Origin of the sequence: Pseudomonas nitroreducens NBRC 12694, from assembly GCF_002091755.1 — a bacterium.
GTDB lineage: Bacteria > Pseudomonadota > Gammaproteobacteria > Pseudomonadales > Pseudomonadaceae > Pseudomonas > Pseudomonas nitroreducens.
This window is the reverse complement of record NZ_BDAI01000005.1, coordinates 408,755-432,270: the sequence shown is the minus strand read 5'-3', so window position 1 is coordinate 432,270 and position 23,516 is coordinate 408,755. Positions and strand designations below refer to the sequence as shown.

Below are 23,516 nucleotides of genomic sequence, written 5' to 3'. Positions count from 1 at the left end.
GGCGAAAAAAGTTATCCGCCGGCCGGCGCCTGGAAGGAGGGTCGGAGAGGAATGGGCGGGGAAAGGCGGACGAAATCCCTGTTCGCTGGCGTGTCGCTGGGTGCGGTCGCGCTCTGGCTTGCGGCGCTGCGCGGCATTCTACGGAAAGGCCAGTGGGCTCGTCTGCAAAATGATGGCAAAGAGATATTGCAGGGGCGCTGACCCGCGAATGAGGCGCCGGCCTGGCGCCTCATTCGGTTGCCACGGGATCAGGCCTTGGCGGCGTCAAGCGCCTGGGCGAGGTCGGCGAGGATGTCGTCGATGTGCTCGATGCCGATGGACAGGCGCACCATGTCGCGCGGTACGCCGGCCTTCTGCAGTTCTTCGTCGTTGAGCTGGCGGTGGGTGGTCGAGGCCGGGTGGCAGGCCAGGGACTTGGCGTCGCCGATGTTGACCAGGCGCACCACCAGGTTCAGCGCATCGATGAAGCGCGCGCCGGCTTCCTGCCCGCCCTTGATGCCGAACGAGAGGATCGACGCGGGCTTGCCGCCCATGTAGCGCAGCGCCAGTTCCTGCTCGGGGTGGTCGGCGAGACCCGCATACTTCACCCAGCTGACCTGCGGGTGGTCCTGCAGGTATTGCGCGACTTTCACGGCGTTCTCGCAGTGGCGCTCCATGCGCAGGGCGAGGGTTTCCAGGCCTTGCAGGATGAGGAAGGCATTGAACGGCGAGAGCGCGGCACCGGTGTTGCGCAGCGGCACGACACGGCAGCGGCCGATGAAGGCGGCGGGGCCGAAGGCTTCGGTGTAGGTCACGCCGTGATAGGACGGGTCGGGCGTGTTGAGCAGCGGGAAGCGTTCCTTGTTCTCGGCCCAGGGGAATTTGCCGGAGTCGACGACGATGCCGCCGATGCTGGTGCCGTGGCCGCCGATGTACTTGGTGAGCGAGTGCACCACGATGTCCGCGCCGTGTTCGAACGGGCGGCAGAGGATCGGCGTGGCGACGGTGTTGTCGACGATCAGCGGTACACCGTGGCGGTGCGCGGCGTCGGCCAGGGCCTGCAGGTCGACGATGTTGCCGGCCGGGTTACCGATGGATTCGCAGAACACCGCCTTGGTGCGTTCGTCGATCAGCGCTTCGAGGGCGGCGATGTCGTCATGCGGCGCGAAGCGGGTCTGGATGCCGAAGCGCGGCAGGGTGTGGGCGAGCAGGTTGTAGGTGCCGCCGTAGAGCTTGGCCACCGAGACGATGTTGTCGCCGGCTTCGGCGACGGTCTGGATGGCGTAGGTGATGGCGGCCATGCCAGAGGCCACGGCCAGCGCTGCCACGCCGCCTTCCAGCGCGGCCACGCGCTCCTCCAGCACCGCGTTGGTGGGGTTCATGATTCGCGTGTAGATGTTGCCGGCGACCTTCAGGTCGAACAGATCGGCGCCGTGCTGGGTGTCGTCGAAGGCGTAGGAGCTGGTCTGGTAGATCGGCACGGCCACGGCCTTGGTGGTCGGGTCGGGGCTGTAGCCGGCGTGGATGGCCAGGGTTTCCGGTTTCATTGTTCGAGCGTCCTTGTGGCAGAAAGCCCCGAGGATGCGAGCGGCGCCCGGCCCTGGTCAATGACCGGGAGCAATCTGGCCAGGGCGTCGCTAGATCGCTTTTGGCTGAGCTTATAACCGGCTCAGGAGGAGCAACTGATCTCCAGATGCTTGCCCCAGTCCGGCGGACGGCGGGTGAAGGCTTCGGCGTCGGGCTGCTCTTCGAAGGGCCGGCTGAGCACTTCATGCAGGCGGCGCACGACGCTGAAGTCGCCCTGCTCGGCGGCTGTGATGGCTTCCTGGGCGAGGTAGTTGCGCAGGACGTAAAGCGGGTTGACGGCGTGCATGCGCGCGCGGCGTTCGTCCTGGCTGCCGCCTTCGCGCTCGACGCGAGCGCGGTAGTCGGCGGCCCAGGCGTCGAAGCCGGCCAGGTCGACGAAGTCGTCACGCACCACGGCCAGCGCCTGCTCCGGCGCCTGCTCGCCGAGGCGGCGGAAGAACAGCGAGTAGTCCACCGCGCCTTTCTGCATGCTCTGCAGCAGGCGCTGTACTAGCTCCAGGTCGCCATCCTCGGCAGTGGTGAAGCCCAGGCGCCGGCGCATCAGGTCCAGGTAGTGGGCCTGGTACAGTGGCAGGAACAGGTCCAGCGTGGCGCGCAGGTCATCGACTTCGACGAAGTGCACCAGCGTCTGGCCCAGCGCGGCGAGGTTCCAGTGGGCGATGGGCACCTGGTTGCTGAAGGAGTAGCGGCCGGTGTCGTCGGAGTGGTTGCAGATGTGGTTGGCGTCGAAGTCGTCGAGGAAGGCGTAGGGGCCGTAGTCGAAGGTGATGCCGAGGATCGACATGTTGTCGGTGTTCATCACGCCGTGGCAGAAACCGTAGGCCTGCCAGCAGGCGATCATCTGCGCGTTGCGCTCGACCACTTCGCGGAAGAATGCCAGGTAGGGCTTCTCGTCGTTCAGGCTGTCGGGGAAATACTCGCGCAGGACGAACTCGCCGAGCGTCTTCAACTGCTCTTCCTGCTGGGTGTAGTAGAAGTACTCGAAGTGGCCGAAGCGCACGTGGCTGGGCGCCATGCGCAGCAGCATGGCGCCGGTTTCCCGGGTCTCGCGCCACACCGTGGTACTGGATCCGGTGACGCACAGGGCGCGGCTGCTGGGGATGCCGAGGGCGTTGAGGTATTCGCTGGCGAGGAACTCGCGGATCGACGAGCGCAGCACGGCGCGGCCGTCGCCCATGCGCGAGTAGGGGGTCTGCCCGGCGCCCTTGAGGTGCAGGTCCCAGTGCTCGCCTGCAGCATTGACCACTTCGCCCAGCAGCAGCCCGCGGCCGTCGCCCAGGCGTGGGTTGTAGGAGCCGAACTGGTGCCCGGAATAGACCATGGCGCGCGGCTCGGCTTCTTCCCAGAGCTTGTGGCCGGCGAAGATTTCCGCGAACACCGGGGTATCCGCCTCGCTCGGGTCGAGATCGAGCAGGGCCATGGCCGAGCGGCTGGCGACGACCAGGCGCGGGTCGGCGATGGGATCGGGCAGGACTTCGGTGGAAAACACGTCGCCCAGGCGGGCGAAGCGGTTATCGAAGGCGAGTTCGTCGAGCTTTTTCACAGGCTAACTCCGGACATGTCCGAGTATTGTGCTCGGATATGTCCGGAGGCGTCCAGCCTCAGGCCTTGTCGCCGTTGGGCTTGTCCTGGCTGATCTTCACGGGCGTGGCGGTGGGCTGCTGCTGGCCGACGATGACCTGGGCTTCCTGGCCCTGGAAGTTCTTCAGGAACACGTCGACCTGGTTGAAGGCCATGTCGATGCCGGCCTCGCGGAAGGCCAGGGCGATGCGAGTCAGGGTCTCGTCCACCGCCGGATTGCGGTCGCCCAGTTCGCGCACATGGAAGCGCAGTTCGTAGTCGAAGGTGCTGGCGCTGATGGTGGTGAAGTACAGCACCGGTTCCGGGTCGCGCAGGATGCGCGGGTTGGCGTGGGCCGCGTCGAGCATGATCTTGCGCGCCAGCGGCAGGTCGCTCTCGTAGGCCAGACCGATCTTGATGGTCACCCGCGTCACGGTATCGCTCAGCGACCAGTTCACCAGTTGCCCGGTGATGAAGGTCTGGTTGGGGACGATGATTTCCTTGCGGTCGAAGTCGGTGATAGTGGTGGCGCGGATACGAATCCGGCTGACGGTGCCGGACAGCGTGCCGATGGTCACCACGTCGCCGATCCGCACCGGGCGCTCGAAGAGGATGATCAGGCCGGAGACGAAGTTGGAGAAGATCGCCTGCAGGCCGAAGCCCAGGCCTACCGACAGGGCGGCCACCAGCCATTGCAGCTTGTCCCAGCTCACCCCGAGGGTGGACAGCGCGCTGACGAAGCCGATGCCGCTGATGGTGTAGGACAGCAGGGTGGTGATGGCGTAGGCGCTGCCCTGGGCCAGGGTCAGGCGTTGCAGTACCAGCACTTCCAGCAGGCCGGGCAGGTTGCGCGCCAGGGCCACGGTGACAGCCGCGATGACCATGGCCATGAGGAAGTCGCTGAGGCTGATCGGCGTGGTGGAGGCCGCGTCGCCTGTGCCGCTGGTGTATTGGTAGAGAGTCACGTTGTCGAGGTACGAGACCACGCTGATCAGGTCGGCCCAGACCCAGTACAGGGTGACCACGAAGCCGATCAGCAGGCCCAGGCGGATCAGGCGCATGGACTGCTCGTTGATCTGCTCGATGCCCAGGGTGGGCTCTTCCACGACGACCTCGCTGCCCTCGATGCCTTCCTTGGGTGCGTTCTGCCGCTTCGCCAGGGCGCGCTGGTAGGCCAGGCGGCGCGCGGCGACGCCCATGCCGCGGACGAAGGTGGCTTCCACCACCATCCAGAACATCAGCAGGAACAAGGTGTCGATCAGCCGGTCGGTCAGCTTTAGCGCGGTGTAGTAGTAGCCGAAGCCCACGGCGAGGAACAATGCCACTGGCAGGGCAGTGAAGCCCAGGCCGACGACCATCTTGATCATTGACGGACGCTCGCTGGACGGGCTGTTGAACAGCAGCTGGGCGAGCAGCCAGGTCATGGCGCCATAGCCGAACAACACCACGGCGATGCCAATCACGTCATCGGCGAGGGATGCCGGTGAGTGCTCGGCGACGGTCACCACCGCGACCAGCGACATCACCACCAGGCCCAGTCGGCGCATCAGCTTGCCGAGGAACTGCACCTGCGACTGGCTCCAGTGGAAGTGTCGCTCGGCGATGCCGCCGGGGCGCAGGATACGGTGTGCGGTGTAGAACACCAGCCAGACCTGCGCCATCTCCAGCAGCGCACTGCCCAGGGTGGCGTTCTGCCCACGGGCGTCGAGCAGCAGGGCGAGGCCGGCGATGGCCAGGGCCAGCGTTCCGGGCAGCGCCAGCAGCACCGCGAGCAGTAGAGCCAGCGGGGTGTGCGCCTGGCTGTCACGCTTGAAGTGGCCGATGTCGTCGTTCAGCGATTCCAGCTTGTCGTAGAGGAACTTGCGCTTCCACAGCAGCCCGGCGACCAGCAGGAGCAGCGGCAGGAACAGGAAAGGCCGGTCGATCAGGCCTTCGAACAGCTCCTGCACACCCGATCCCCAGGGCACTTCGGCGAGCTGGTGGTGTAGCAGAGTCGGGGTCATCTTGAACCACGACAGGTCCAGCGGGCGGTTGCTGGGGATCCAGAACATCTGCTCGTCGAGGGTGGCGCGCAGGCTGTCGCTGGTTTCCTTGAGCTGCTTCTGGTTGAGCTGCAGCGTAATGGCTTCGTTGAGCAGCGCGTTGAGTTCGTGGTTGAGGCGCTCCATCAGCTCCAGGCGGGTATTCACCAGCTCGTTGAGGTCGTGGCGCAGTTGCGGTGTGACGCTTTCCTGGGCCTGCTGGGCAAGCAGGTTGTCGATGTAGAGCTGGGTGTTGTTGATTTCGTCGCGCTTCTGGTTCAACTCGAACTGGTAGAGACGCAGGTCGGCGATTTCGTCGGCGAGGTCCTGGTCGGTCTTGATCACCGGCAGCGATTGTTTCTGCTGGTAGAGGATCTTCGACAGCAGCAGGCTGCCGCGCAGCACGTTGATCTGCTCGTCCAGCGCCTGCTCGCCCTGGGTCAGGTTGTCCAGTTGCTGCTTGGCCTCCAGGTTGCGCCGGGTGAGCGTGTTAAGGCGGTCGGTGGTGCGCAGCAGGTAGTCGGAGAGCTTGAGGTTGGTGGCGCTCTGCTGGCTCAGCAGGCTGTCGGTGCCGGCAGCCTGGTCGGTGTCCTTGGACAGTTTGGCGACAGTCTGTTCGGATTGCTCGCGGCGCTTGTCGCTGATCATCGTCTGCAGTTCGAGGGTCTCGCGCTCCTCGCGGCCAATGCGTTCGGCGAGCAGGTCGCGCTGGCTGGAAGCGAGGTCGAGCAGCAGGTTGTTGCCGGCCAGTTGCTTGCGCAACAGCGGGTTCTGGGCAGTGAGCAGGGCCTGTTCGGCAAGCAGTTCGTTGCGATGCTCTTCGCTGAGCGTCTTGCTACCGTCCTTGCCGGCCTTGAGGATGCCGGCGATCTCCAGCAGGCGTGTCTGGTTCTTGCTCAGATCGGCCTGGGCGCGCTCGGGACGGGTCTGCGCAGTGAGGATGTCGCTCTTGGCGTCCACCAGTTCTTTCTGCCACGCGGCCAGTTGGGTGGACTGCTCGTTGAGGGTCATTTCCAGCTGGGTAGCGTTGAAACCGGCGTAGCGTTGGCTGGCGGGCTTGTCGCTGCTGCCCTTGAGGCGGCTGAGCGCCTTCTGGTTTTCATTGATCAGCTTGGGTGCGTCGGCCAGCTTGCCGTTCAGCTCCTGCAATTGCTGCTCGGCATCGGTCTTGGCGGCGAGCAGCTTGAGCGTGTTTTCCAGGGTGGCCTTGAGCGCTTTGGCGTCCGCCTCGGGCAGCTTGCGGTCGGCCAGACCGTCGAGGCTCTGTTGCACCTTTTCGGCGCTGGGCACGGTGGTATCGGCGGCCTGCGCGGGCAGGCCGGTGAACGCGCCGCACAGGAGGACGGCAGTCAGAAAGGTACGCAGCAGGAATGACATGGTCGCGATCAGCGGCTCGTGCAAAAAGTGGAGTGAGGGTAGTGCTGGCGGGCCGGCACCCGCAAGCGGGCACCGGTAGGCGGTCAGAGGAAGAGCCCGGGACCGGGACGGCCTTCCGGGAATTTGACCCCGACCTTGCGGATCTTGTTCCCGTCCAGGGCGGCAACGGTCCAGGTCAGGCCGTTCCATTCCACCTGGTCGCCGATGATCGCCTGGCCGCCGATTTCTTGGGCGATGAAGCGGCCCAGGTTCTGCTCGCCATCCACGCCTTCGAGCTTCAGGCCGTAAAGCGAGGCCACGGCGGAGAGCTGGGCGTCGCCCTCGAGGACGAAATCGCCGAAGAAGCGCGCGCTCAGGCCGCGGTCCGGCGCCTGGCTGAACAGCTTGCCCAGCGGCGAGAGGTCATGCTCGTGGCCGATCACGCAGAGGATGTCGTCGGCTTCGAGGATGGTACTGCCCGAGGGGTGCAGCAACTGGGTGCCACGGAACAGCGCGGCGATTCGGGTGCCTTCGGGCATCTTCAGCTCGCGCAGGGCGGCGCCGATGCACCATTTTTCCTTGCTCAGGTGATAGACGAACAGCTCCCACTCGCTGGTGGGGTGGACTTCCAGGCCGGCGCGGGAGATCGGCGCCGGATCCGGTGGTACCACCACGCGCAACAGCTTGGCGGCCCAGGGCAGGCTGGTGCCCTGCACCAGCAGCGAGACCAGCACGATGAAGAAGGCGACGTTGAAGAACAGCTGGGCGTTGGGCAGCCCGGCCATCAGCGGGAACACCGCGAGGATGATCGGCACCGCGCCACGCAGGCCGACCCAGGCGATGAAGGCCTTCTCGCGACCATGGAAGGCGCGGAACGGCGCAAGGCCCACCAGCACCGACAGCGGACGGGCAAAGAGGATCATCCACAGCGCCAGGCCGAGAGCGGGCAGGGCGATGGGCCAGAGGTCGTGTGGCGTGACCAGCAGGCCGAGGACCAGGAACATGCCGATCTGCGCCAGCCAGGCCATGCCGTCGAGCATGTGCATGATGCCGTGGCGCGAGCGGATCGGCTGGTTGCCCAGCACCAGGCCACACAGGTAGATGGCCAGGATGCCGCTGCCGTGCACCGCGTTGGCCACGGCGAAGATCAGCAGGCCGCCGCTGATGGCCAGCAGCGGGTACAAGCCGTTGGCCAGGTGGATGCGATTGATCACCTGCAGCAGCAGCCAGCCGCCACCCAGGCCCAGTACCGAGCCGATGCCGAACTCGCGCAGGAAGTGCCAGAGGAAGCTCCAGGACAGGCCGCTCTCGCCGTGGGCAAGCATGTCGATCAGGGTAACGGTGAGGAATACTGCCATGGGGTCGTTGCTGCCCGACTCGATTTCCAGGGTCGCGGTGACCCGCTCGTTCAGGCCCTTGCCGCCCAGCAGCGAGAACACCGCCGCAGCGTCGGTGGAGCCGACGATGGCGCCGATCAGCAGGCCTTCCATCCAGCTCAGCTTGAACAGCCAGGCCGCGGCGATGCCGGTCAGCCCTGCGGTGATCAGCACCCCGGCAGTGGCCAGCGACAGCGCGGGCCAGAGTGCCACACGGAAACTCGACACCCGCGTGCGCAAGCCGCCGTCCAGCAGTATCACCGCCAGCGCCAGGTTGCCCACCAGGTAGGCCATGGGATAGTTCGAGAAACCGATGCCGCCGGGGCCGTCGGTGCCCGCGATCATGCCCACGGCGAGAAAGATGACCAGGATCGGGATGCCCAGGCGCGAGGACAGCGAGCTGACCAGGATGCTCATGCCGATCAGCACGGCAGCGATCAGGAAATAGCTGTTGATGGCCACGGCATCCAATATGTCGACCTCCTGGGGGATAGGGGAGTGGCGACGCTACTCGAGGATCAGGATGCAGGCCGCATGCCAATCGATTCTAACCTGCGGATTTACAAGGCTGTCAAAGGTTTGTTGAGGACCGTTCGACGGTGCTTTCAAGCCAGCCTGCACTGCCTTGCCAGGTGGGCACCAGATTGAGCCCGGAGAGTGCGGTGGGCGCCCATTTCAGTGCCTCTTCCAGAGGCAGTCTGACGGCGTCCAGGCAGGATTGCCTGTCTCGTTGCAGGATGGCGCGGGCATTGGCGACCTCGCCGGCGATGCTGTGCCCGGCATCGGCGCTCAGGGCGCGAATCTGCGTGTGCCAGAGGTGGCGCGCCGAGCTGCCGGTGACGCCGCAACTGCCCAGCGGGTCGTAATAGGACGAGCCGAACTGTGCATAGCCGGCATTGACCAGTGCGTTGAAGTAGCGGCTCTGCGAGGTGATGGATTTGCTGTCGCCACCGCGCAGCACGGCAAGCCCGTCGCTCATGGCCTTGTCGATGTCCTTCAGGTAGTCGTCAGCGTGCTCGAAGGCTTCTGTGCTGGGTGCGCTGTAGATCGGCGAGGTACTTGGCGAAAGGGCGGTGTCTCGCTGTTTGCCGTCGTCGGTCGACCCGGTGTTGAACAGGACGAGCGTGCAGCCCAGTGCTGCAGCGATAGCGAGCAGAGGCAGGAAGTTCTGGTAGTGGCGTTGGAGTGACGGGAGAGTGACGGTCTGCATGGCCATGGTCGAGAGGGATGGAGAATGCGCGGTCGCTATTCAATTGCATCTACCTCAGGCCTTGCTGTCGGTCGGTTCGGTGCTTCTCGTGGGAAGTGTCCTCCAATTCTTTAGGCTGTCTTCTGTCAGCTTGTGGGGCGCTTCCGCGGTCGGCGACGCGGCCTTCATCCGGGCATAAAAAAGCCCCGGACGTGACCGGGGCATAAGGGACATACGAGACGCTTAGAACCAGGCGTCCTGCATGGTGGAACAGGTGTCGTCGCGGGCTTCGAGCAGCGCCAGGTCATGGTGGCAGGACGGCACTTCCCAGGTCAGGAAGTAGCGCGCGGCCTGTAGCTTGCCGCGGTAGAAGTCGGTGTCCGAAGCATCGCCTCGTGCAAGGCCCTCTTCGGCGCGGATGGCCTGCTCCAGCCAGCGCCAGCCGATCACGGCGTGGCCGAAGACCTTCAGGTACAGCGCGGAGTTGGCCAGGCCCTGGGCTACGCGGCCCTGCATCAGGTCGCCGAGCAGGCTCAGGGTGGTCGCGGACAGGCGCGCCATCAGTTGTTCCAGCGGCTCGCGCAGCTTGTCTAGCGACGGGTGCGCGCTGGCGCGCTCGCAGCACTGGTTGATCAGGCGGGTCAGCTGTTTCAGGCCGGCGCCGTTGTTCTGCGCCAGCTTGCGGCCGAGCAGGTCCAGCGACTGGATGCCGTGGGTGCCTTCGTGGATCGGGTTCAGGCGGTTGTCGCGGTAGTACTGCTCCACCGGGTATTCGCGGGTGTAGCCGTGGCCGCCGAGGATCTGGATCGCCAGCTCGTTGGCCTTCAGGCAGAACTCCGAGGGCCAGGACTTGACGATCGGAGTGAGCAGGTCGAGCAGTTCGTGGGCCTGCGTGCGCTCTTCCTCGGTGGGCAGGGTTTCGCAGTCGTCCACCAGGCGCGAGGCGTACAGGCCGAGGTCGAAGGCGCCCTCGACGTAGGACTTCTGGGTCAACAGCATGCGTTTCACGTCGGTGTGCTGGACGATGGAGACGGGCGCCGAGGTCGGGTCCTTGGCATCCACCGGGCGGCCTTGCGGGCGCTCGCGGGCGTATTCCAGGGAGTACAGGTAGCCGGCGTAGCCGAGCATGATCGCGCCCATGCCGACGCCGATGCGCGCCTCGTTCATCATCTGGAACATGTAGGCCAGGCCGTGGTGTGGCTTGCCCACCAGGTAGCCGACGCACTCGCCCTTGTCGCCGAAGTTCAGCGCGGTGGAGGTGGTGCCGCGCCAGCCCATCTTGTGGAACAGGCCGGCCAGAGTCACGTCGTTGCGTGCGCCGAGGGAACCGTCGTCGTTGACCAGGAACTTCGGCACGATGAACAGGCTGATGCCTTTCACGCCGGGCGGGGCGTCCGGCAGCTTGGCCAGGACCATGTGCACGATGTTCTCCGACAGCGGGTGGTCGCCGCCGGAAATGAAGATCTTGTTGCCCTTGATCCGGTAGCTGCCGTCGGCGGCCGGTTCGGCGCGGGTGCGGATATCCGCCAGCGACGAGCCGGCGTGGGGCTCGGTCAGCGCCATGGTGCCGAAGAAGCGCGCGTCGATCATCGGCTGCAGGAACAGGCGTTTCTGTTCTTCGCTGCCGAAGGTCTCGATCAGGTGGCTGGCGCCCATGCTCAGCATCGGATAGGACGAGGTGGCGATGTTGGCCGACTGGAAGTGCGCGAAGCAGGCGCGCGACAGCAGATGCGGCAACTGCATGCCGCCCTGTTCGAAGCTGCGCGAGGCGTTCTGGAAACCGGCTTCGTTGAACGCATCCACTGCCGGCTTCACTTCCGGAATCAGCACCGCGCCGCCGTCGACGTACTGCGGTTCGTTCTCGTCGTTCTTGCGGTTGTGCGGGGCGAACAGCTCTTCGGCGATGCCGCGCGCGGTGGACAGGGCCGCATCGAAGGTCTCGCGGTTGTGGTCGGCGAAGCGTTCGCGCTGGGTCAGGGCCTCGGCGTCGAGCACTTCGTAGAGTTCGAAAGCGAGGTTGCGGGAGCTGAGCAGGGTCTCGGACATGGATCGACCTCCGTGGGAATCGGCGCAGTCTAGTCTGGTGAATGAAGCGCGCACAGAATCATCCATGAGCGTGATAAAGGGCTAAAACACTCGGCTCCCGGCAGGCCCCCGGCGACGGCGGACTCGCACCGCACCCGCCGCAGGACCTAAACTGCGCGCCTTGAGGAGTCCGCTATCCATGAACTACCGCCATGCCTACCACGCCGGCAACCACGCCGACGTGCTGAAACACATCGTCCTTGCCCGCATCTTCGCGCTGATGGCGCGCAAGGACACGCCCTTCGCCTATCTCGACAGCCATTCCGGCATCGGCCTGTACGACCTGCTGGGTAACGAAGCCAGCCGTACCGGCGAATGGGAGTCGGGCATCGGTCGCCTGTGGGAGCGCGATGACCTGCCGGAGCTGCTGCAGGACTACCTGGAGGTAGTCCGCGCGCTGAATCCCGATGGCGGGCTGGAGTTCTACCCCGGTTCGCCTGAGCTGGCGCGGCGCCTGACCCGCCCGCAGGACCGGGTGATGCTCAACGAGCTGCACCCGGAAGACGGCCGCCTGCTCAAGGCCAACATGGCTGGCGAGCGCCGCATCTCGGTGCATCAGGGCGATGGCTGGTTGCTGCCGCGGGCTTTCCTGCCGGTTTCCGAGAAGCGCGGGGTGCTGTTGATCGACCCGCCCTTCGAGCAGCCCGATGACCTGGAGCGCTGCGTAACCGCACTGGACGAAGCCATCGGCCGCATGCGCCAGACCGTGGTTGCCATCTGGTACCCGATCAAGGATCGCCGCCAGCTCAAGCGTTTCTACCAGCGCCTGGAAAAGAGCTCGGCGCCGAAGATGCTCCGCGTGGAGCTGTGCGTACATCCGGCCGACGTGGCCGACCGCCTGAATGGCTCCGGACTGGTCATTGCCAATCCACCGTGGCCGCTGGACGAGGAACTGCGCGGGCTGTTGCCCTGGCTGGCCCAGACGCTGGCGCAGAGTGAAGGCAGCAGCCAGGTGGACTGGCTGATCGCGGAATGAAAAAAGCCCTGGCAGTGCCGGGGCTTTTTCGTGATACGGGCTCGATCCTGATGATCTGGCGCAGGCGCCGTGCTGATCGAGGACGGAGCCCGTTCCTGCAGATATGGCTTACGCCGGCAGGCAGACGCCCGTGCCGCCCAGGCCACAGTAGCCGTTGGGGTTCTTCGCCAGGTACTGCTGGTGGTAGGCCTCGGCATAGTAGAACGGCGGCACCTCGCGGATTTCCGTAGTGATCTCGCCGTAGCCCTTGGCGCTCAGCTCCTTCTGGAAAGCCGCGCGGCTGGCGTCGATGGCAGCCTTCTGCGCCTGGTCGAACCAGTAGATCACCGAGCGGTACTGGGTGCCGGTGTCGTTGCCCTGGCGCATGCCCTGGGTCGGGTCGTGGGATTCCCAGAACACCTTGAGCAGCGCCTCGATGCTGGTTTCGCGCGGGTCGTACGCCACCAGCACCACTTCGCTGTGGCCGGTCAGGCCGGAACAGACTTCGTCGTAGGTCGGGTTCGGCGTGAAGCCGCCGGCATAACCCACCGCGGTTACCCAGACGCCCGGCTGCTGCCAGAAGCGCCGCTCGGCGCCCCAGAAGCAGCCCAGGCCGACAACGATCTGCTGCACGCCGGCGGGGAAGGGTGCAGTCAGCGGGTGGCCATTGACGTAATGCGCTTCGGGCACCGGCATCGGGCTCTCGCGTCCCGGCAGGGCCTGGGCGGAGCTGGGCAGTTCCAGTTTGTGGGCAAGTATCTGCGAGCGCAGGGTCATGGCATTCGTCTCCTGTCGAATAGGGGCGGCAATAGACTCGGGTACTCGCCGAAGATTACAGCGTTTGTTTTGCTTTGCGGGAGGTTTGAGACAGCTCGTGCGAATGGCTGCGGGCACGCCGCGCCAGAGTCGTTCAATGCGGGCGGCAGGGGTAGCGCTGCAGGCTGGAGGAGAGGTCGTGGCTGGGGATGGGCTTGTCGAACAGGTAGCCCTGGCCGATGTCGCAGCGGTTGCGCCGCAGGAAGGCCAGCTGGGCGGCGGTCTCGACGCCTTCGGCAACCACCTGCAGCTTGAGGTTGTGCGCCATGGCGATCACCGCCGAGGTGATCTCCATGTCGTCCTGGTTGTCCGGGATGTCCTTGATGAAGCTGCGATCGATCTTGATCACGTCGATGGGGAATTTCTTCAGGTAGCTCAGCGACGAGTAACCGGTGCCGAAGTCGTCCATGGCCAGGGTCAGGCCGAGGTTCTTCAGGCGTTCCAGCTGCTGGCGGGTGTCGTCGGTGGCGTCAAGCAGCAGGCTTTCGGTCAACTCCAGTTCCAACTGCGAGGCCGGGATGCTTTCCTCGTGGAGGATCGCGGCGATGGAGCCGACCAGGTCCGGGTCGCTGAACTGCTTGGGCGACAGGTTGATCGCCATGTGCAGCTCGCCCAGGCCTTTGGCGGCCAGTTCCCGGACCTGGCGGCAGGCCTGGCGGATCACCCACTTGCCGATGGGGATGATCAGGCCGGTTTCCTCGGCCACGCTGATGAATTGGTCCGGGCGGATCATGCCCTTCTCCGGGTGCTGCCAGCGCAGCAACGCTTCCAGGCCCAGCAGCGCACCGCTGCGCAGGCACAGCTTGGGCTGGTAGTGCACGGCCAGTTCGTCCTGCACCAGCGCGCGGCGCAGGTTGCTCTCGACGAACAGCTTGTAGCTGGCCTCGGCGGTCATCGCCTCGGTGAAGGTCTGCACCTGATGCTTGCCATTGGCCTTGGCCTTGTGCAGCGCAAGACCCGCGTGCTTCATCAGCGTCTGCGGATCCTGACCGTGTTGCGGCGCGTAGGCGATGCCCACGGAGCCGGTGATGCTGATCAGCTGGTTGTCGACGAACAGCGGCTTATCGAGCACAGAGAGAATCTGCGCTGCAATCTTCTCGCCACGGCCGGCCACGGACTCTTCCAGCAGTACGGCGAATTCGTTGCTGGCGAAGCGCGCCAGGGTGGCGCTGTCACTCAGGCTGCTGCGCAGGCGGCGGGCGAGGTTGGCCAGCAGTTTGTCGCCGGTCTGGTGGCCGAGGCTGTCGTTGATCCGCTTGAAATTGTCGATGTCCACCAGCAGCAGGCTCAGCGAGTGCTCGCTGCCCACCTGCAGGCGTTCTTCCAGGGCATTGATGAAGAAGTGCCGGTTGGCCAGGCCCGTGAGATTGTCGCGGTAGGCGAGCTTCTCGATGTGCTGCTGGGCCAGCTTGCTCTGGGTGATGTCTTCGTAGATGCCGATGTAGTGGGTCAGCTCGCCCTTGTCGTCGTAGACCTTGGACAGCGACAACTGGCCCCAGTAGGGCTCCAGATTCTTGCGCCGGCTGCGGAACTCGCCCTGCCAGCTGTTCTGCGTGACCAGGGTGGAGCGCGCATCGAACAGCAGTTCGCTGAGATTCGCCAGTGCCGGTAGCTCCGGCAGGCGGCGGCCGCGCACTTCGTCGGCGCCGTACTGGGTGATGGCGGTGAAGCTCGGGTTGACGTACTCCACCAGGCCCTCGCGGTCGATCAGCAGGAAGGCGCTGGCGCTCTGTTCGACGGCGCGCTGGAACAGGTGCAGGGCGCTGGAGACGTTGCGCCGCTCGTGGTTCATCAGCACCTGGGCGTACTGGTCGGCGAGTTCGCCGGCGAAGGCTATCTCGTCGCTCTGCCACATGCGCACTTCGCCGACATGCTCCAGGCAGAGCACGCCGACCACTTCGCCACCGACGCGGATGGTGGCGTCGAGCATGGCGCTGATGCCCTGCGGGCGCAGGTAGCGCATGGCCAGCTCCTGGGTGCGCGGGTCCTGCTGGGCGTTATGGGCGTCGATGGCGCGGCCGCTATGCACCGCGTCAAGGTAATTGGGGAAGTGGCTGGCGTCGATATCCTGCGGCTTTTCGTACTGGTCGGTATCGCGGCGGTAGATGGTCACCGCTTCCAGGCGATGGTCCGGGTGCAGGCGCCAGATGCCGGCGCGGGCGACATCGTAGGCCTCGCAGGCGGCCTGGGCGATCAGTTGCGCGGCTTCCAGCAGCGGGTCGCTGGACAGGTAGCGGTGCCGCGCCAGACGCACGATGAGGTTTTGCTGGGTACGCGAGCGCACCAGGTGCTGCAGGTGTTCGTCCTGGGAGCGCTGGTACATCTCCAGCGACATCTTCAGGCGGATGTTCTGTGCTTCCAGGTCCAGCAGGCGCGGGTCCAGCTCGGTTTCGTGCTCGTCCGCCTCGGTCTGTAGCAGGTAGCCGTGGAGCAGTTGGCGGCCGTGCTGCTGGAAGGCTTCGCCGACCTCCAGCACGTTCAGCGTGCCGCGTGGCGAATGGAGCAGGTAGCGCACCCGGTAACGGCCGTCCCTGAGCAGTTGCTGCTGCACCTGCTCATGCAGGCGATGGCGCGCTTCGGGCTCCATCAGGCTGGCGTAGGGGGCGTCGAGTATGCCGCAGAGGTCCTGGGCCGGGACGCCGATCTGGCGTTCGCAGCCGGGGTCGAGGAACAGCAGGGTCCAGCTGGGCTCGTTCAGGCGCTCGAAGCGCAGCATCCCGAGCCTCGACGGGACGGGAAGCTGCGTGACAACCTCGGCCGCCTGACGGCTGGCGGCATCGGGATGACTCTTCATGCGCGGGAGATTTCCAGGGTGCTGGATGGGGTACTTCGCCCCACCCGACTTCTATGGGCGTTGGCAAGATTTGCATGAGGCACGGGGCCATGACAAGCCAAGACTGTATCGGCCGTCACAGTGGGAAGTTGAGTCAGCGGCGGGCGCTGGGCCTGACCGCCGGTCCGGCAAAAAGAAGCCCCGCCATCCGGCAGGGCTGGAGAGAACGAGCGTGGCGTGCTCGTCGAGAGGAAGGGCCGGGCGAACCGGCCCCTTGCAACACTTACAGCAGCCGCACTTACAGGAGCAGGGTGCGGATATCGCCCAGCAGGTCCGACAGGCGCTTGGTGTAGCGCGCGGCGGCTGCCCCGTTGATCACGCGGTGATCGTAGGACAGCGACAGCGGCAGCATCAGGCGCGGCTGGAAGGCCTTGCCATCCCACACCGGCTGCATGGTCGCCTTGCTGACACCCAGGATCGCCACTTCCGGCGCGTTGACGATCGGCGTGAAGCCGGTGCCGCCAATGTGGCCGAGGCTGGAGATGGTGAAGCAGGCGCCCTGCATGGCGTCGGCGGAGAGCTTCTTGGTACGCGCTTTCTCGGCCAGTTCGGCGGCTTCGGCGGCGAGTTGCAGGAGGCTCTTCTGGTCGACGTTCTTGATCACCGGGACCAGCAGGCCGTCCGGTGTGTCCACGGCGAAGCCGATGTGTACGTACTTCTTGCGGATCAGCGCCTTGCCGCTGGGGGCCAGCGAGCTATTGAAGTCCGGCATTTCCTTGAGCAGGTGGGCACAGGCCTTGAGCAGGATCGGCAGCACGGTCAGCTTGACGCCAGCCTTTTCCGCGACGGCCTTCTGGGCCACGCGGAAGGCTTCCATCTCGGTGATGTCGGCCGAGTCGAACTGGGTCACGTGCGGCACGTTCAGCCAGCTGCGGTGCAGGTTGGCGGCGCCGACCTGCATCAGGCGGGTCATCGCCACTTCTTCCACTTCGCCGAACTTGCTGAAGTCGACTTCCGGGATCGGCGGGATGCCTGCGCCACCGGTAGCGCCGGCCGGAGCCGACTTGGCGCGCTGCAGTTGTTCCTTGACGAACAGCTGCACGTCTTCCTTGAGGATGCGGCCTTTCGGGCCGGTGCCTTTGACTTCGCTCAGCTCGACGCCGAACTCGCGGGCGACCATGCGCACCGCGGGGCCGGCGTGGACCTTGGCGCCGTCACGGCTGGGCGCGCCCACCGGAGCGGCTTCCGCAGCCTTGGCCGGCGCGGCAGCCGGTGTCTGGGCGGCGGCCGGAGCGGCAGCGGCGGGAGCCGGAGCAGCCGCCGGAGCTGGTTCAGCAGCAGCCGGGGCAGCAGCGCCCGCGACCTTCAGCTTGAGGATCAGGTCACCGGTGCCGACTTCGTCACCGACCTTGATCGACACGCTTTCCACCACGCCGGCAGCCGGCGAGGGGATTTCCATGCTGGCCTTGTCCGACTCCAGGGTGATCAGCGACTGGTCGGCTTCGACCGTATCGCCGGCTTTCACCATGACTTCGATGACGTTGGCCTTGCCGGCCGAGCCGATGTCCGGGACGTGGATGTCCTGGACGCTGGCGCCAGCGGCAGGTGCGGCAGCCGGCGCCGGGGCAGCGGCCGGAGCCTCTGCCTTCGGAGCCTCGGCGGCCGGAGCCGGCGCTTCCGCCTTGGGCGCTTCGGCGGCAGCCGAACCCCCCTCGACTTCCAGCTCGAGGATCTCGTCGCCTTCCTTCAGGGTGTCGCCCACCTTGACCTTCAGGCTCTTCACCACGCCGGCTTTCGGCGACGGGATTTCCATGCTGGCCTTGTCGGATTCCAGGGTCAGCAGGCTCTGGTCGGCCTCGACGGTGTCGCCGACCTTGACCAGCAGTTCGATCACTTCGCCCTGACCATTGCCGATGTCGGGTACACGAATCAGTTCGCTCATCGTGCCTCTCCTCAGCAGTCCAGCGGGTTGCGTTTTTCGGGGTTGATGCCGAACTTGGCGATGGCTTCGGCCACGACCTTGGGTTCGATATCACCGCGATCGGCCAGGGCTTCCAGTGCGGCCAGCACGACCCAGTGGCGGTCGACTTCGAAGAAGTCGCGCAGCTTGCGGCGGCTGTCGCTGCGGCCGAAGCCATCGGTGCCCAGGACCTTGAATTCCTTGCTCGGCACCCACTGGCGGATCTGCTCGGCGTAAAGCTTCATATAGTCGGTGGAGGCGATGACCGGACCCTTGCGGCCGGACAGGCACTCTTCGACGTAGCTCTGTTTGGGCTTCTGACCCGGGTGCAGGCGGTTCCAGCGCTCCACGGCCAGGCCGTCGCGGCGCAGTTCGTTGAAGCTCGGAACGGACCAGACGTCGGCGCCGATGCCGAAGTCTTCGCGCAGGATCTTCGCGGCGGCTTCGACTTCGCGCAGGATGGTGCCCGAACCCAGCAGCTGCACGTGGTGCGCGGCGTCCTTCTTGTCCTCATCGAGCAGGTACATGCCCTTGATGATGCCTTCCTCGGCGCCCTTGGGCATGGCCGGCTGGACGTAGTTCTCGTTCATCACGGTGATGTAATAGAAGATGTCCTGCTGCTCTTCGATCATCTGGCGCGAGCCTTCGCGGATGATCACCGCCAGCTCGTACGCATAGGTCGGATCGTAGGTGCGGCAGTTCGGGATGGTCGCCGCCAACAGGTGGCTGTGACCGTCTTCGTGCTGCAGGCCTTCACCGTTCAGGGTGGTACGGCCGGCGGTGCCGCCGATCAGGAAGCCGTGCGCGCGGCTGTCGCCAGCGGCCCAGGCCAGGTCGCCGATACGCTGGAAGCCGAACATCGAGTAGAAGATGTAGAACGGCAGCATCGGCTGGTTGTGCGTGGAGTACGAGGTACCCGCAGCGATCCAGCTGGACATGGCGCCGGCTTCGTTGATGCCTTCCTCGAGGATCTGACCTTTCTTGTCCTCGCGGTAGAACATCACCTGGTCTTTATCCACCGGCTCGTACAGCTGGCCGACGGAGGAGTAGATGCCCAACTGGCGGAACATGCCTTCCATACCGAAGGTACGGGCTTCGTCCGGCACGATCGGGACGATGCGCGGGCCGAGTTCCTTGTCCTTGACCAGCTGCGAGATGATCCGCACGAAAGCCATGGTGGTGGAGATTTCGCGGTCGCCCGAGCCGTCGAGCATGGCCTTGAGGGTTTCCAGCGGGGGAACCGGGACCTGGAAGCTCTTCTCGCGGCGAACCGGCATCACGCCGCCCAGTGCGGCACGGCGGGAAGCCAGGTACTTGGCTTCGGCGCTGCCTTCCTCGGGGCGGTAGAACGGCAGGTTTTCCAGATCGTCATCCTTGATCGGGATGTCGAACTTGTCGCGGAACGACTTCAGCGACTCGACGTCGACCTTCTTGACGTTGTGCGCGATGTTCTTCGCTTCGCCCGAGCCGGTACCGTAGCCCTTGATGGTCTTGGCCAGGATGACGGTGGGCTGGCCCTTGTGGTTGACCGCCTGGTGGTAGGCCGCATAGACCTTGTAGGGGTCGTGGCCGCCACGGTTGAGTTTCCAGATCTCTTCGTCGGAGAGGTCCTTGACCATCTCCAGCAGCTCCGGACGGGCACCGAAGAAGTGCTCACGCACGTAGGCGCCGTCTTTGGCCTTGTAGTTCTGGTACTCGCCGTCGATGACCTCGTCCATGCGCTGCTGCAGCAGGCCGGCGGTGTCCTTGGCGAACAGCGGGTCCCAGAAGCGACCCCAGACCACCTTGTTGACGTTCCACTCGGCGCCACGGAACACGCCTTCGAGTTCCTGGATGATCTTGCCGTTGCCGCGAACCGGGCCGTCGAGGCGCTGCAGGTTGCAGTTGATGACGAAGATCAGGTTGTCCAGCTTCTCGCGGCCGGCCAGGGAGATCGCGCCCAGGGATTCAGGCTCGTCGCACTCGCCGTCGCCCATGAAGCACCAGACCTTCTGCTTGCCGGCGGGGATGAAGCCGCGGCTTTCCAGGTACTTCATGAAGCGCGCCTGGTAGATCGCCTGGATCGGGCCCAGGCCCATGGAAACGGTCGGGAACTGCCAGAAGTCCGGCATCAACCAGGGGTGCGGGTAAGAGGACAGGCCGTTGCCGTCCACTTCCTGGCGGAAGTTGTTCAGCTGGTCTTCGCTGATACGGCCTTCGAGGAAGGCGCGGGCGTAGACGCCGGGGGAGGCGTGGCCCTGGAAGAACACCAGGTCGCCGCCGTGTTCGTCGGTCGGGGCCTGGAAGAAGTAGTTGAAGCCCACGTCATAGAGGGTCGCCGAGGAGGCGAAGGAGGAGATGTGGCCACCCAGATCCGGGTCGTTCTTGTTGGCCTTCATCACCATCGCCAGGGCGTTCCAGCGCACCAGGGAGCGGATGCGGCGTTCCATGAACAGGTCGCCGGGCATGCGCGCTTCGTGGGTGACCGGGATGCTGTTGCGGTACGGCGTGGTGATGGCGTAGGGCAGTTGGGTGCCGGACCGGCTGGCCAGCTCGCCCATGCGGGTCATCAGGTAATGGGCGCGGTCTTCACCTTCACGGTCCAGGACCGATTCCAGGGCGTCCAGCCATTCCTGGGTTTCGACGGGATCGAGGTCTTGCATGGCTTGCTCCAGGGCGGAAAGGCTTCCAGAATCGGAAGCCAGTAGATCGTTGCCGATAGCTGCGCCAACCTCGTGGGCGACGCGGCGAATTCTTGGAAGTGCTCCGGGGGTACGCCCGGCGGGTTGTAGTTTTACTACAAATCGCCAGCGGATACATCCCTCCGCCAGAAAAAGTTAGTAGTAAAACTACAGGGGCGCGAAAAGACAGGAATGCCGGCGCCTCGCCGACCACTCAGGATAGACCATGAGCCTGCCGTCCCTGGCCGCTTTGCCGGCCACCCTCAAGCCCCTCGCCGAGCGGGCTGAGCAGAATTTCCGCACTGCCATCGCCGCGTTTTCCCCCGAGCAGATCGCCAGCTTCGACAGCTGGTCCGACGAGCGGCACGCCGACTTCTTCCGCGTCACTGCCGGCAGCGATTTCGTTGCCGAGCAGGTCCAGCGCGATCCTGCCTTTCTATTGGAACTGGCCGCGACCGGTGAGCTGGAGCGCGTCCTGCAGCCCGGCGAAATGGGCGCACAACTGGAAGCGCTGCTGGCCGATTGCGCCGACGAGGACGAACTGGGTCGCCGCCTGCGTCGCTTCCGTCGGCGCCAGCAGGTGCGCATCATCTGGCGCGACCTGAGCCGCCGCAGCGACCTGGCGGGTACCTGCCGCGACCTGTCGGACCTCGCCGACGCCTGCATCGACCAGTCCCTGGCCTGGCTCTACCAGCGCCACTGCCAGCAGTTCGGCGTGCCCATCGGCAACCGCTCGGGCCTGCCGCAGAAGATGATCGTGCTGGGCATGGGCAAGCTGGGCGCGGGTGAGTTGAACCTGTCTTCGGACATCGACCTGATCTTCGGCTACCCCGAGGGTGGCGAAACCCAGGGCGCCAAGCGGGCGCTGGACAATCAGGAGTTCTTCACCCGTTTAGGGCAGAAGCTGATCAAGTCGCTGGACGCCATCACCGTCGAGGGCTTCGCCTTCCGCGTCGACATGCGCCTGCGCCCTTACGGTTCCAGTGGCCCGCTGGTACACAGCTTCGCCGCGCTGGAGCAGTACTACCAGGACCAGGGCCGCGACTGGGAACGCTACGCGATGATCAAGGCCCGCGTGGTCGGTGGCGACCAGGAGGCTGGTCAGCGCCTGCTGGAGCTGCTGCGCCCCTTCGTTTACCGCCGCTACCTGGACTTTTCCGCCATCGAGGCGCTGCGCACCATGAAGCAGCTGATCCAGCAGGAAGTCCGGCGCAAGGGCATGAGCGAGAACATCAAGCTGGGCGCTGGCGGCATCCGCGAGGTGGAGTTCATCGCCCAGGCCTTCCAGTTGATCCACGGCGGCCGTGACCTGAGCCTGCAGCAGCGGCCGCTGCTGCGCGTGCTGGCGATCCTCGAGGGGCAGGGCTACCTGCCGCCGCAGGTGGTCGCCGAGTTGCGCGAGGGGTACGAATTCCTGCGTTACGCCGAGCACGCCCTGCAGGCCATTGCCGATCGGCAGACGCAGATGCTGCCGGAGGACGAACTCGAGCGAATCCGCGTCGCCTTCATCATGGGCTTCGCCAACTGGTCGGCGTTCCACCAGACCACCAACCAGTGGCGCGATCGCATCGACTGGCATTTCCGCCAGGTCATCGCCGATCCGGACGAGGACGAAGACGGCCAGGTCGACACCACCATCGGCGGCGAATGGATTCCGCTCTGGGAAGAGGCGGTGGACGAGGAGTCCGCCTGCCGACAGTTCGCCGACGCCGGCTTCGCCGAACCCGCGCAGGCCTGGAAACGCTTGACCGACCTGCGCCATGGCACGCAGGTGCGTGCCATGCAACGTCTTGGGCGCGAGCGGTTGGATGCCTTCATGCCGCGGCTGCTGAACATGATTGCCGAGCGCGGCCCGGCCGATGTGTTGCTCGAACGCGTCCTGCCGCTGATCGAGGCGGTGGCGCGGCGCTCGGCCTATCTCGTGTTGCTGACAGAAAACCCCGGTGCGTTGGAGCGCCTGCTGACGCTCTGTGCGGCCAGCCCGATGGTGGCCGAGCAGATCGCCCGCTTCCCGATCCTGCTCGACGAGCTATTGAACGAAGGGCGCCTGTTCCGCCCGCCGCAGGCTGCCGAACTGGGCGCCGAGCTGCGCGAGCGGCTGATGCGTATTCCGGAGGATGATCTCGAGCAGCAGATGGAGACCCTGCGTCACTTCAAGCTGGCCCATGCCTTGCGCGTGGTGGCCTCGGAGATCGCCGGGACTCTGCCTTTAATGAAGGTCAGCGACTACCTGACCTGGCTGGCCGAAGCAATCCTCGAACAGGTGCTGAGCCTGACCTGGGACCAGCTGGTGCAGCGCCACGGCCGGCCGACCCGCGTCGACGGGACGCCCTGCGATCCGGACTTCATCATCATCGGCTACGGCAAGTCCGGCGGCCTGGAACTGGGCCACGGCTCCGACCTGGACCTGGTGTTCATCCACGATGGCGACCCGCAGAGCGAGACCGACGGTGCCAAGCCCATCGATGGGGCGCAGTTCTATACGCGCCTGGGGCAGAAGATCATTCACTTCCTCACCGCGCAGACGCCCTCGGGCATGCTCTACGAAGTGGACATGCGCCTGCGCCCCAGCGGTGCCTCCGGCCTGCTGGTCAGTTCGCTGCGCGCCTTCGAGGCCTACCAGTTGGGCGAGGCCTGGACCTGGGAGCACCAGGCGCTGGTGCGCGCCCGCGTGCTCGCCGGCTGCCAGCGGGTGGCCAGGGCCTTCGAGGCGATCCGCGCGAAAGTGCTGGGCCAGCAACGCGATCTGCCGGAGTTGCGCAAGGAGGTCAGCGAGATGCGCGCGAAGATGCGCGACAACCTCGGCACCCCCAGCACTGTCGCCGGCACCGCGCCGAATGCCTTCGAGGCCGCGGCCCCGTTCGATCTCAAGCAGGATGCCGGTGGTATCGTCGATATCGAATTTATGGTGCAATACGCGGCCCTGGCCTGGTCGTGGCAGCACCCGGAGCTGGTGGAGTTCACCGACAATATCCGCATCCTGGAAGCGCTGGAGCGGGTCGGGTTGATGTCCGGCGAGGATGTCCTGACGTTGCAGGACGCCTACAAGGCTTACCGGGCGGCGGCGCACCGATTGTCCCTGCAGAAGCAGCCGGGCGTGGTAAGCGGCGACCACTTCCATGCGGAGCGGCGCATGGTGATGCAGATGTGGAAAGCCTTCGAGCTGACCTGATTCGCTGCGATTTCCCTCCCCTGGGCT

12 protein-coding genes are annotated in these 23,516 nt (G+C 65.5%); 2 read left to right on the top strand and 10 right to left on the bottom strand.

What is annotated here, in order from left to right:
- Positions 1-248: 248 nt before the first annotated feature.
- The 6 genes from PNI01S_RS16795 to PNI01S_RS16770 form a co-directional block, all read right to left on the bottom strand.
- The gene (locus PNI01S_RS16795; protein WP_038803338.1) at positions 249-1,526 is read right to left on the bottom strand and encodes a bifunctional O-acetylhomoserine aminocarboxypropyltransferase/cysteine synthase; all 1,278 of its coding nucleotides are present in this window, start codon (positions 1,524-1,526) and stop codon (positions 249-251) included.
- Positions 1,527-1,648: 122 nt separating this feature from the next.
- Positions 1,649-3,109 (bottom strand): protein adenylyltransferase SelO, encoded by a 1,461-nt coding sequence (gene selO / locus PNI01S_RS16790; protein ID WP_084358657.1) that lies wholly within the window; start codon positions 3,107-3,109, stop codon positions 1,649-1,651.
- A gap of 58 nt (positions 3,110-3,167) precedes the next feature.
- Complete coding sequence (mscK, locus tag PNI01S_RS16785; RefSeq protein ID WP_084358656.1) at positions 3,168-6,524, bottom strand: mechanosensitive channel MscK; 3,357 nt, start codon at positions 6,522-6,524, stop codon at positions 3,168-3,170.
- Positions 6,525-6,607: 83 nt separating this feature from the next.
- Positions 6,608-8,350, bottom strand: a complete 1,743-nt coding sequence (locus PNI01S_RS16780; RefSeq protein ID WP_024764128.1) for a potassium/proton antiporter — start codon at positions 8,348-8,350, stop codon at positions 6,608-6,610.
- A 100-nt stretch (positions 8,351-8,450) separates the two neighbouring features.
- The gene (locus tag PNI01S_RS16775) at positions 8,451-9,089 is read right to left on the bottom strand and encodes a hypothetical protein (RefSeq protein ID WP_065327411.1); all 639 of its coding nucleotides are present in this window, start codon (positions 9,087-9,089) and stop codon (positions 8,451-8,453) included.
- Between the two features lie 222 nt (positions 9,090-9,311).
- On the bottom strand, positions 9,312-11,114 hold the full coding sequence (locus PNI01S_RS16770) for an acyl-CoA dehydrogenase (RefSeq protein WP_084358655.1): 1,803 nt from the start codon (positions 11,112-11,114) through the stop codon (positions 9,312-9,314).
- A gap of 178 nt (positions 11,115-11,292) precedes the next feature.
- On the opposite strand from PNI01S_RS16770, the gene PNI01S_RS16765 reads away from it, so the two are divergent.
- On the top strand, positions 11,293-12,129 hold the full coding sequence (locus tag PNI01S_RS16765; protein ID WP_084358654.1) for a 23S rRNA (adenine(2030)-N(6))-methyltransferase RlmJ: 837 nt from the start codon (positions 11,293-11,295) through the stop codon (positions 12,127-12,129).
- Positions 12,130-12,237: 108 nt separating this feature from the next.
- Here PNI01S_RS16765 and msrA read toward each other — a convergent pair whose 3' ends face one another.
- From msrA to aceE, 4 genes are all read right to left on the bottom strand, one after another.
- Positions 12,238-12,885, bottom strand: coding sequence for a peptide-methionine (S)-S-oxide reductase MsrA (gene msrA / locus PNI01S_RS16760; RefSeq protein WP_024764124.1), 648 nt, complete (start codon positions 12,883-12,885; stop codon positions 12,238-12,240).
- 133 nt (positions 12,886-13,018) lie between these two features.
- The gene (locus PNI01S_RS16755) at positions 13,019-15,718 is read right to left on the bottom strand and encodes a putative bifunctional diguanylate cyclase/phosphodiesterase (RefSeq protein WP_024764123.1); all 2,700 of its coding nucleotides are present in this window, start codon (positions 15,716-15,718) and stop codon (positions 13,019-13,021) included.
- 277 nt (positions 15,719-15,995) lie between these two features.
- Entirely contained in the window at positions 15,996-17,639 is a 1,644-nt protein-coding gene (aceF, locus tag PNI01S_RS16750) for a dihydrolipoyllysine-residue acetyltransferase (protein WP_084358653.1), read from the bottom strand.
- Positions 17,640-17,650: 11 nt separating this feature from the next.
- A complete protein-coding gene (gene aceE, locus PNI01S_RS16745) occupies positions 17,651-20,299 on the bottom strand; it encodes a pyruvate dehydrogenase (acetyl-transferring), homodimeric type (protein WP_024764268.1) in 2,649 nt (882 codons plus the stop codon).
- Between the two features lie 244 nt (positions 20,300-20,543).
- On the opposite strand from aceE, the gene glnE reads away from it, so the two are divergent.
- Positions 20,544-23,489 carry a bifunctional [glutamate--ammonia ligase]-adenylyl-L-tyrosine phosphorylase/[glutamate--ammonia-ligase] adenylyltransferase gene (glnE, locus tag PNI01S_RS16740; RefSeq protein ID WP_084358652.1) on the top strand — a complete coding sequence of 982 codons (2,946 nt, stop codon included), beginning with the start codon at positions 20,544-20,546 and terminating at the stop codon, positions 23,487-23,489.
- The last annotated feature ends 27 nt before the right edge of the window (positions 23,490-23,516 follow it).

Coding starts and splice junctions, on each gene's coding strand:
- PNI01S_RS16775 (WP_065327411.1), bottom strand. CDS start 9,089: ATGCAGACCGTCACTCTCCCGTCACTCCAACGCCACTACCAGAACTTC.
- aceE (WP_024764268.1), bottom strand. CDS start 20,299: ATGCAAGACCTCGATCCCGTCGAAACCCAGGAATGGCTGGACGCCCTG.
- glnE (WP_084358652.1), top strand. CDS start 20,544: ATGAGCCTGCCGTCCCTGGCCGCTTTGCCGGCCACCCTCAAGCCCCTC.
- aceF (WP_084358653.1), bottom strand. CDS start 17,639: ATGAGCGAACTGATTCGTGTACCCGACATCGGCAATGGTCAGGGCGAA.
- msrA (WP_024764124.1), bottom strand. CDS start 12,885: ATGACCCTGCGCTCGCAGATACTTGCCCACAAACTGGAACTGCCCAGC.
- PNI01S_RS16765 (WP_084358654.1), top strand. CDS start 11,293: ATGAACTACCGCCATGCCTACCACGCCGGCAACCACGCCGACGTGCTG.
- PNI01S_RS16795 (WP_038803338.1), bottom strand. CDS start 1,526: ATGAAACCGGAAACCCTGGCCATCCACGCCGGCTACAGCCCCGACCCG.
- PNI01S_RS16755 (WP_024764123.1), bottom strand. CDS start 15,718: ATGAAGAGTCATCCCGATGCCGCCAGCCGTCAGGCGGCCGAGGTTGTC.
- PNI01S_RS16770 (WP_084358655.1), bottom strand. CDS start 11,114: ATGTCCGAGACCCTGCTCAGCTCCCGCAACCTCGCTTTCGAACTCTAC.
- mscK (WP_084358656.1), bottom strand. CDS start 6,524: ATGTCATTCCTGCTGCGTACCTTTCTGACTGCCGTCCTCCTGTGCGGC.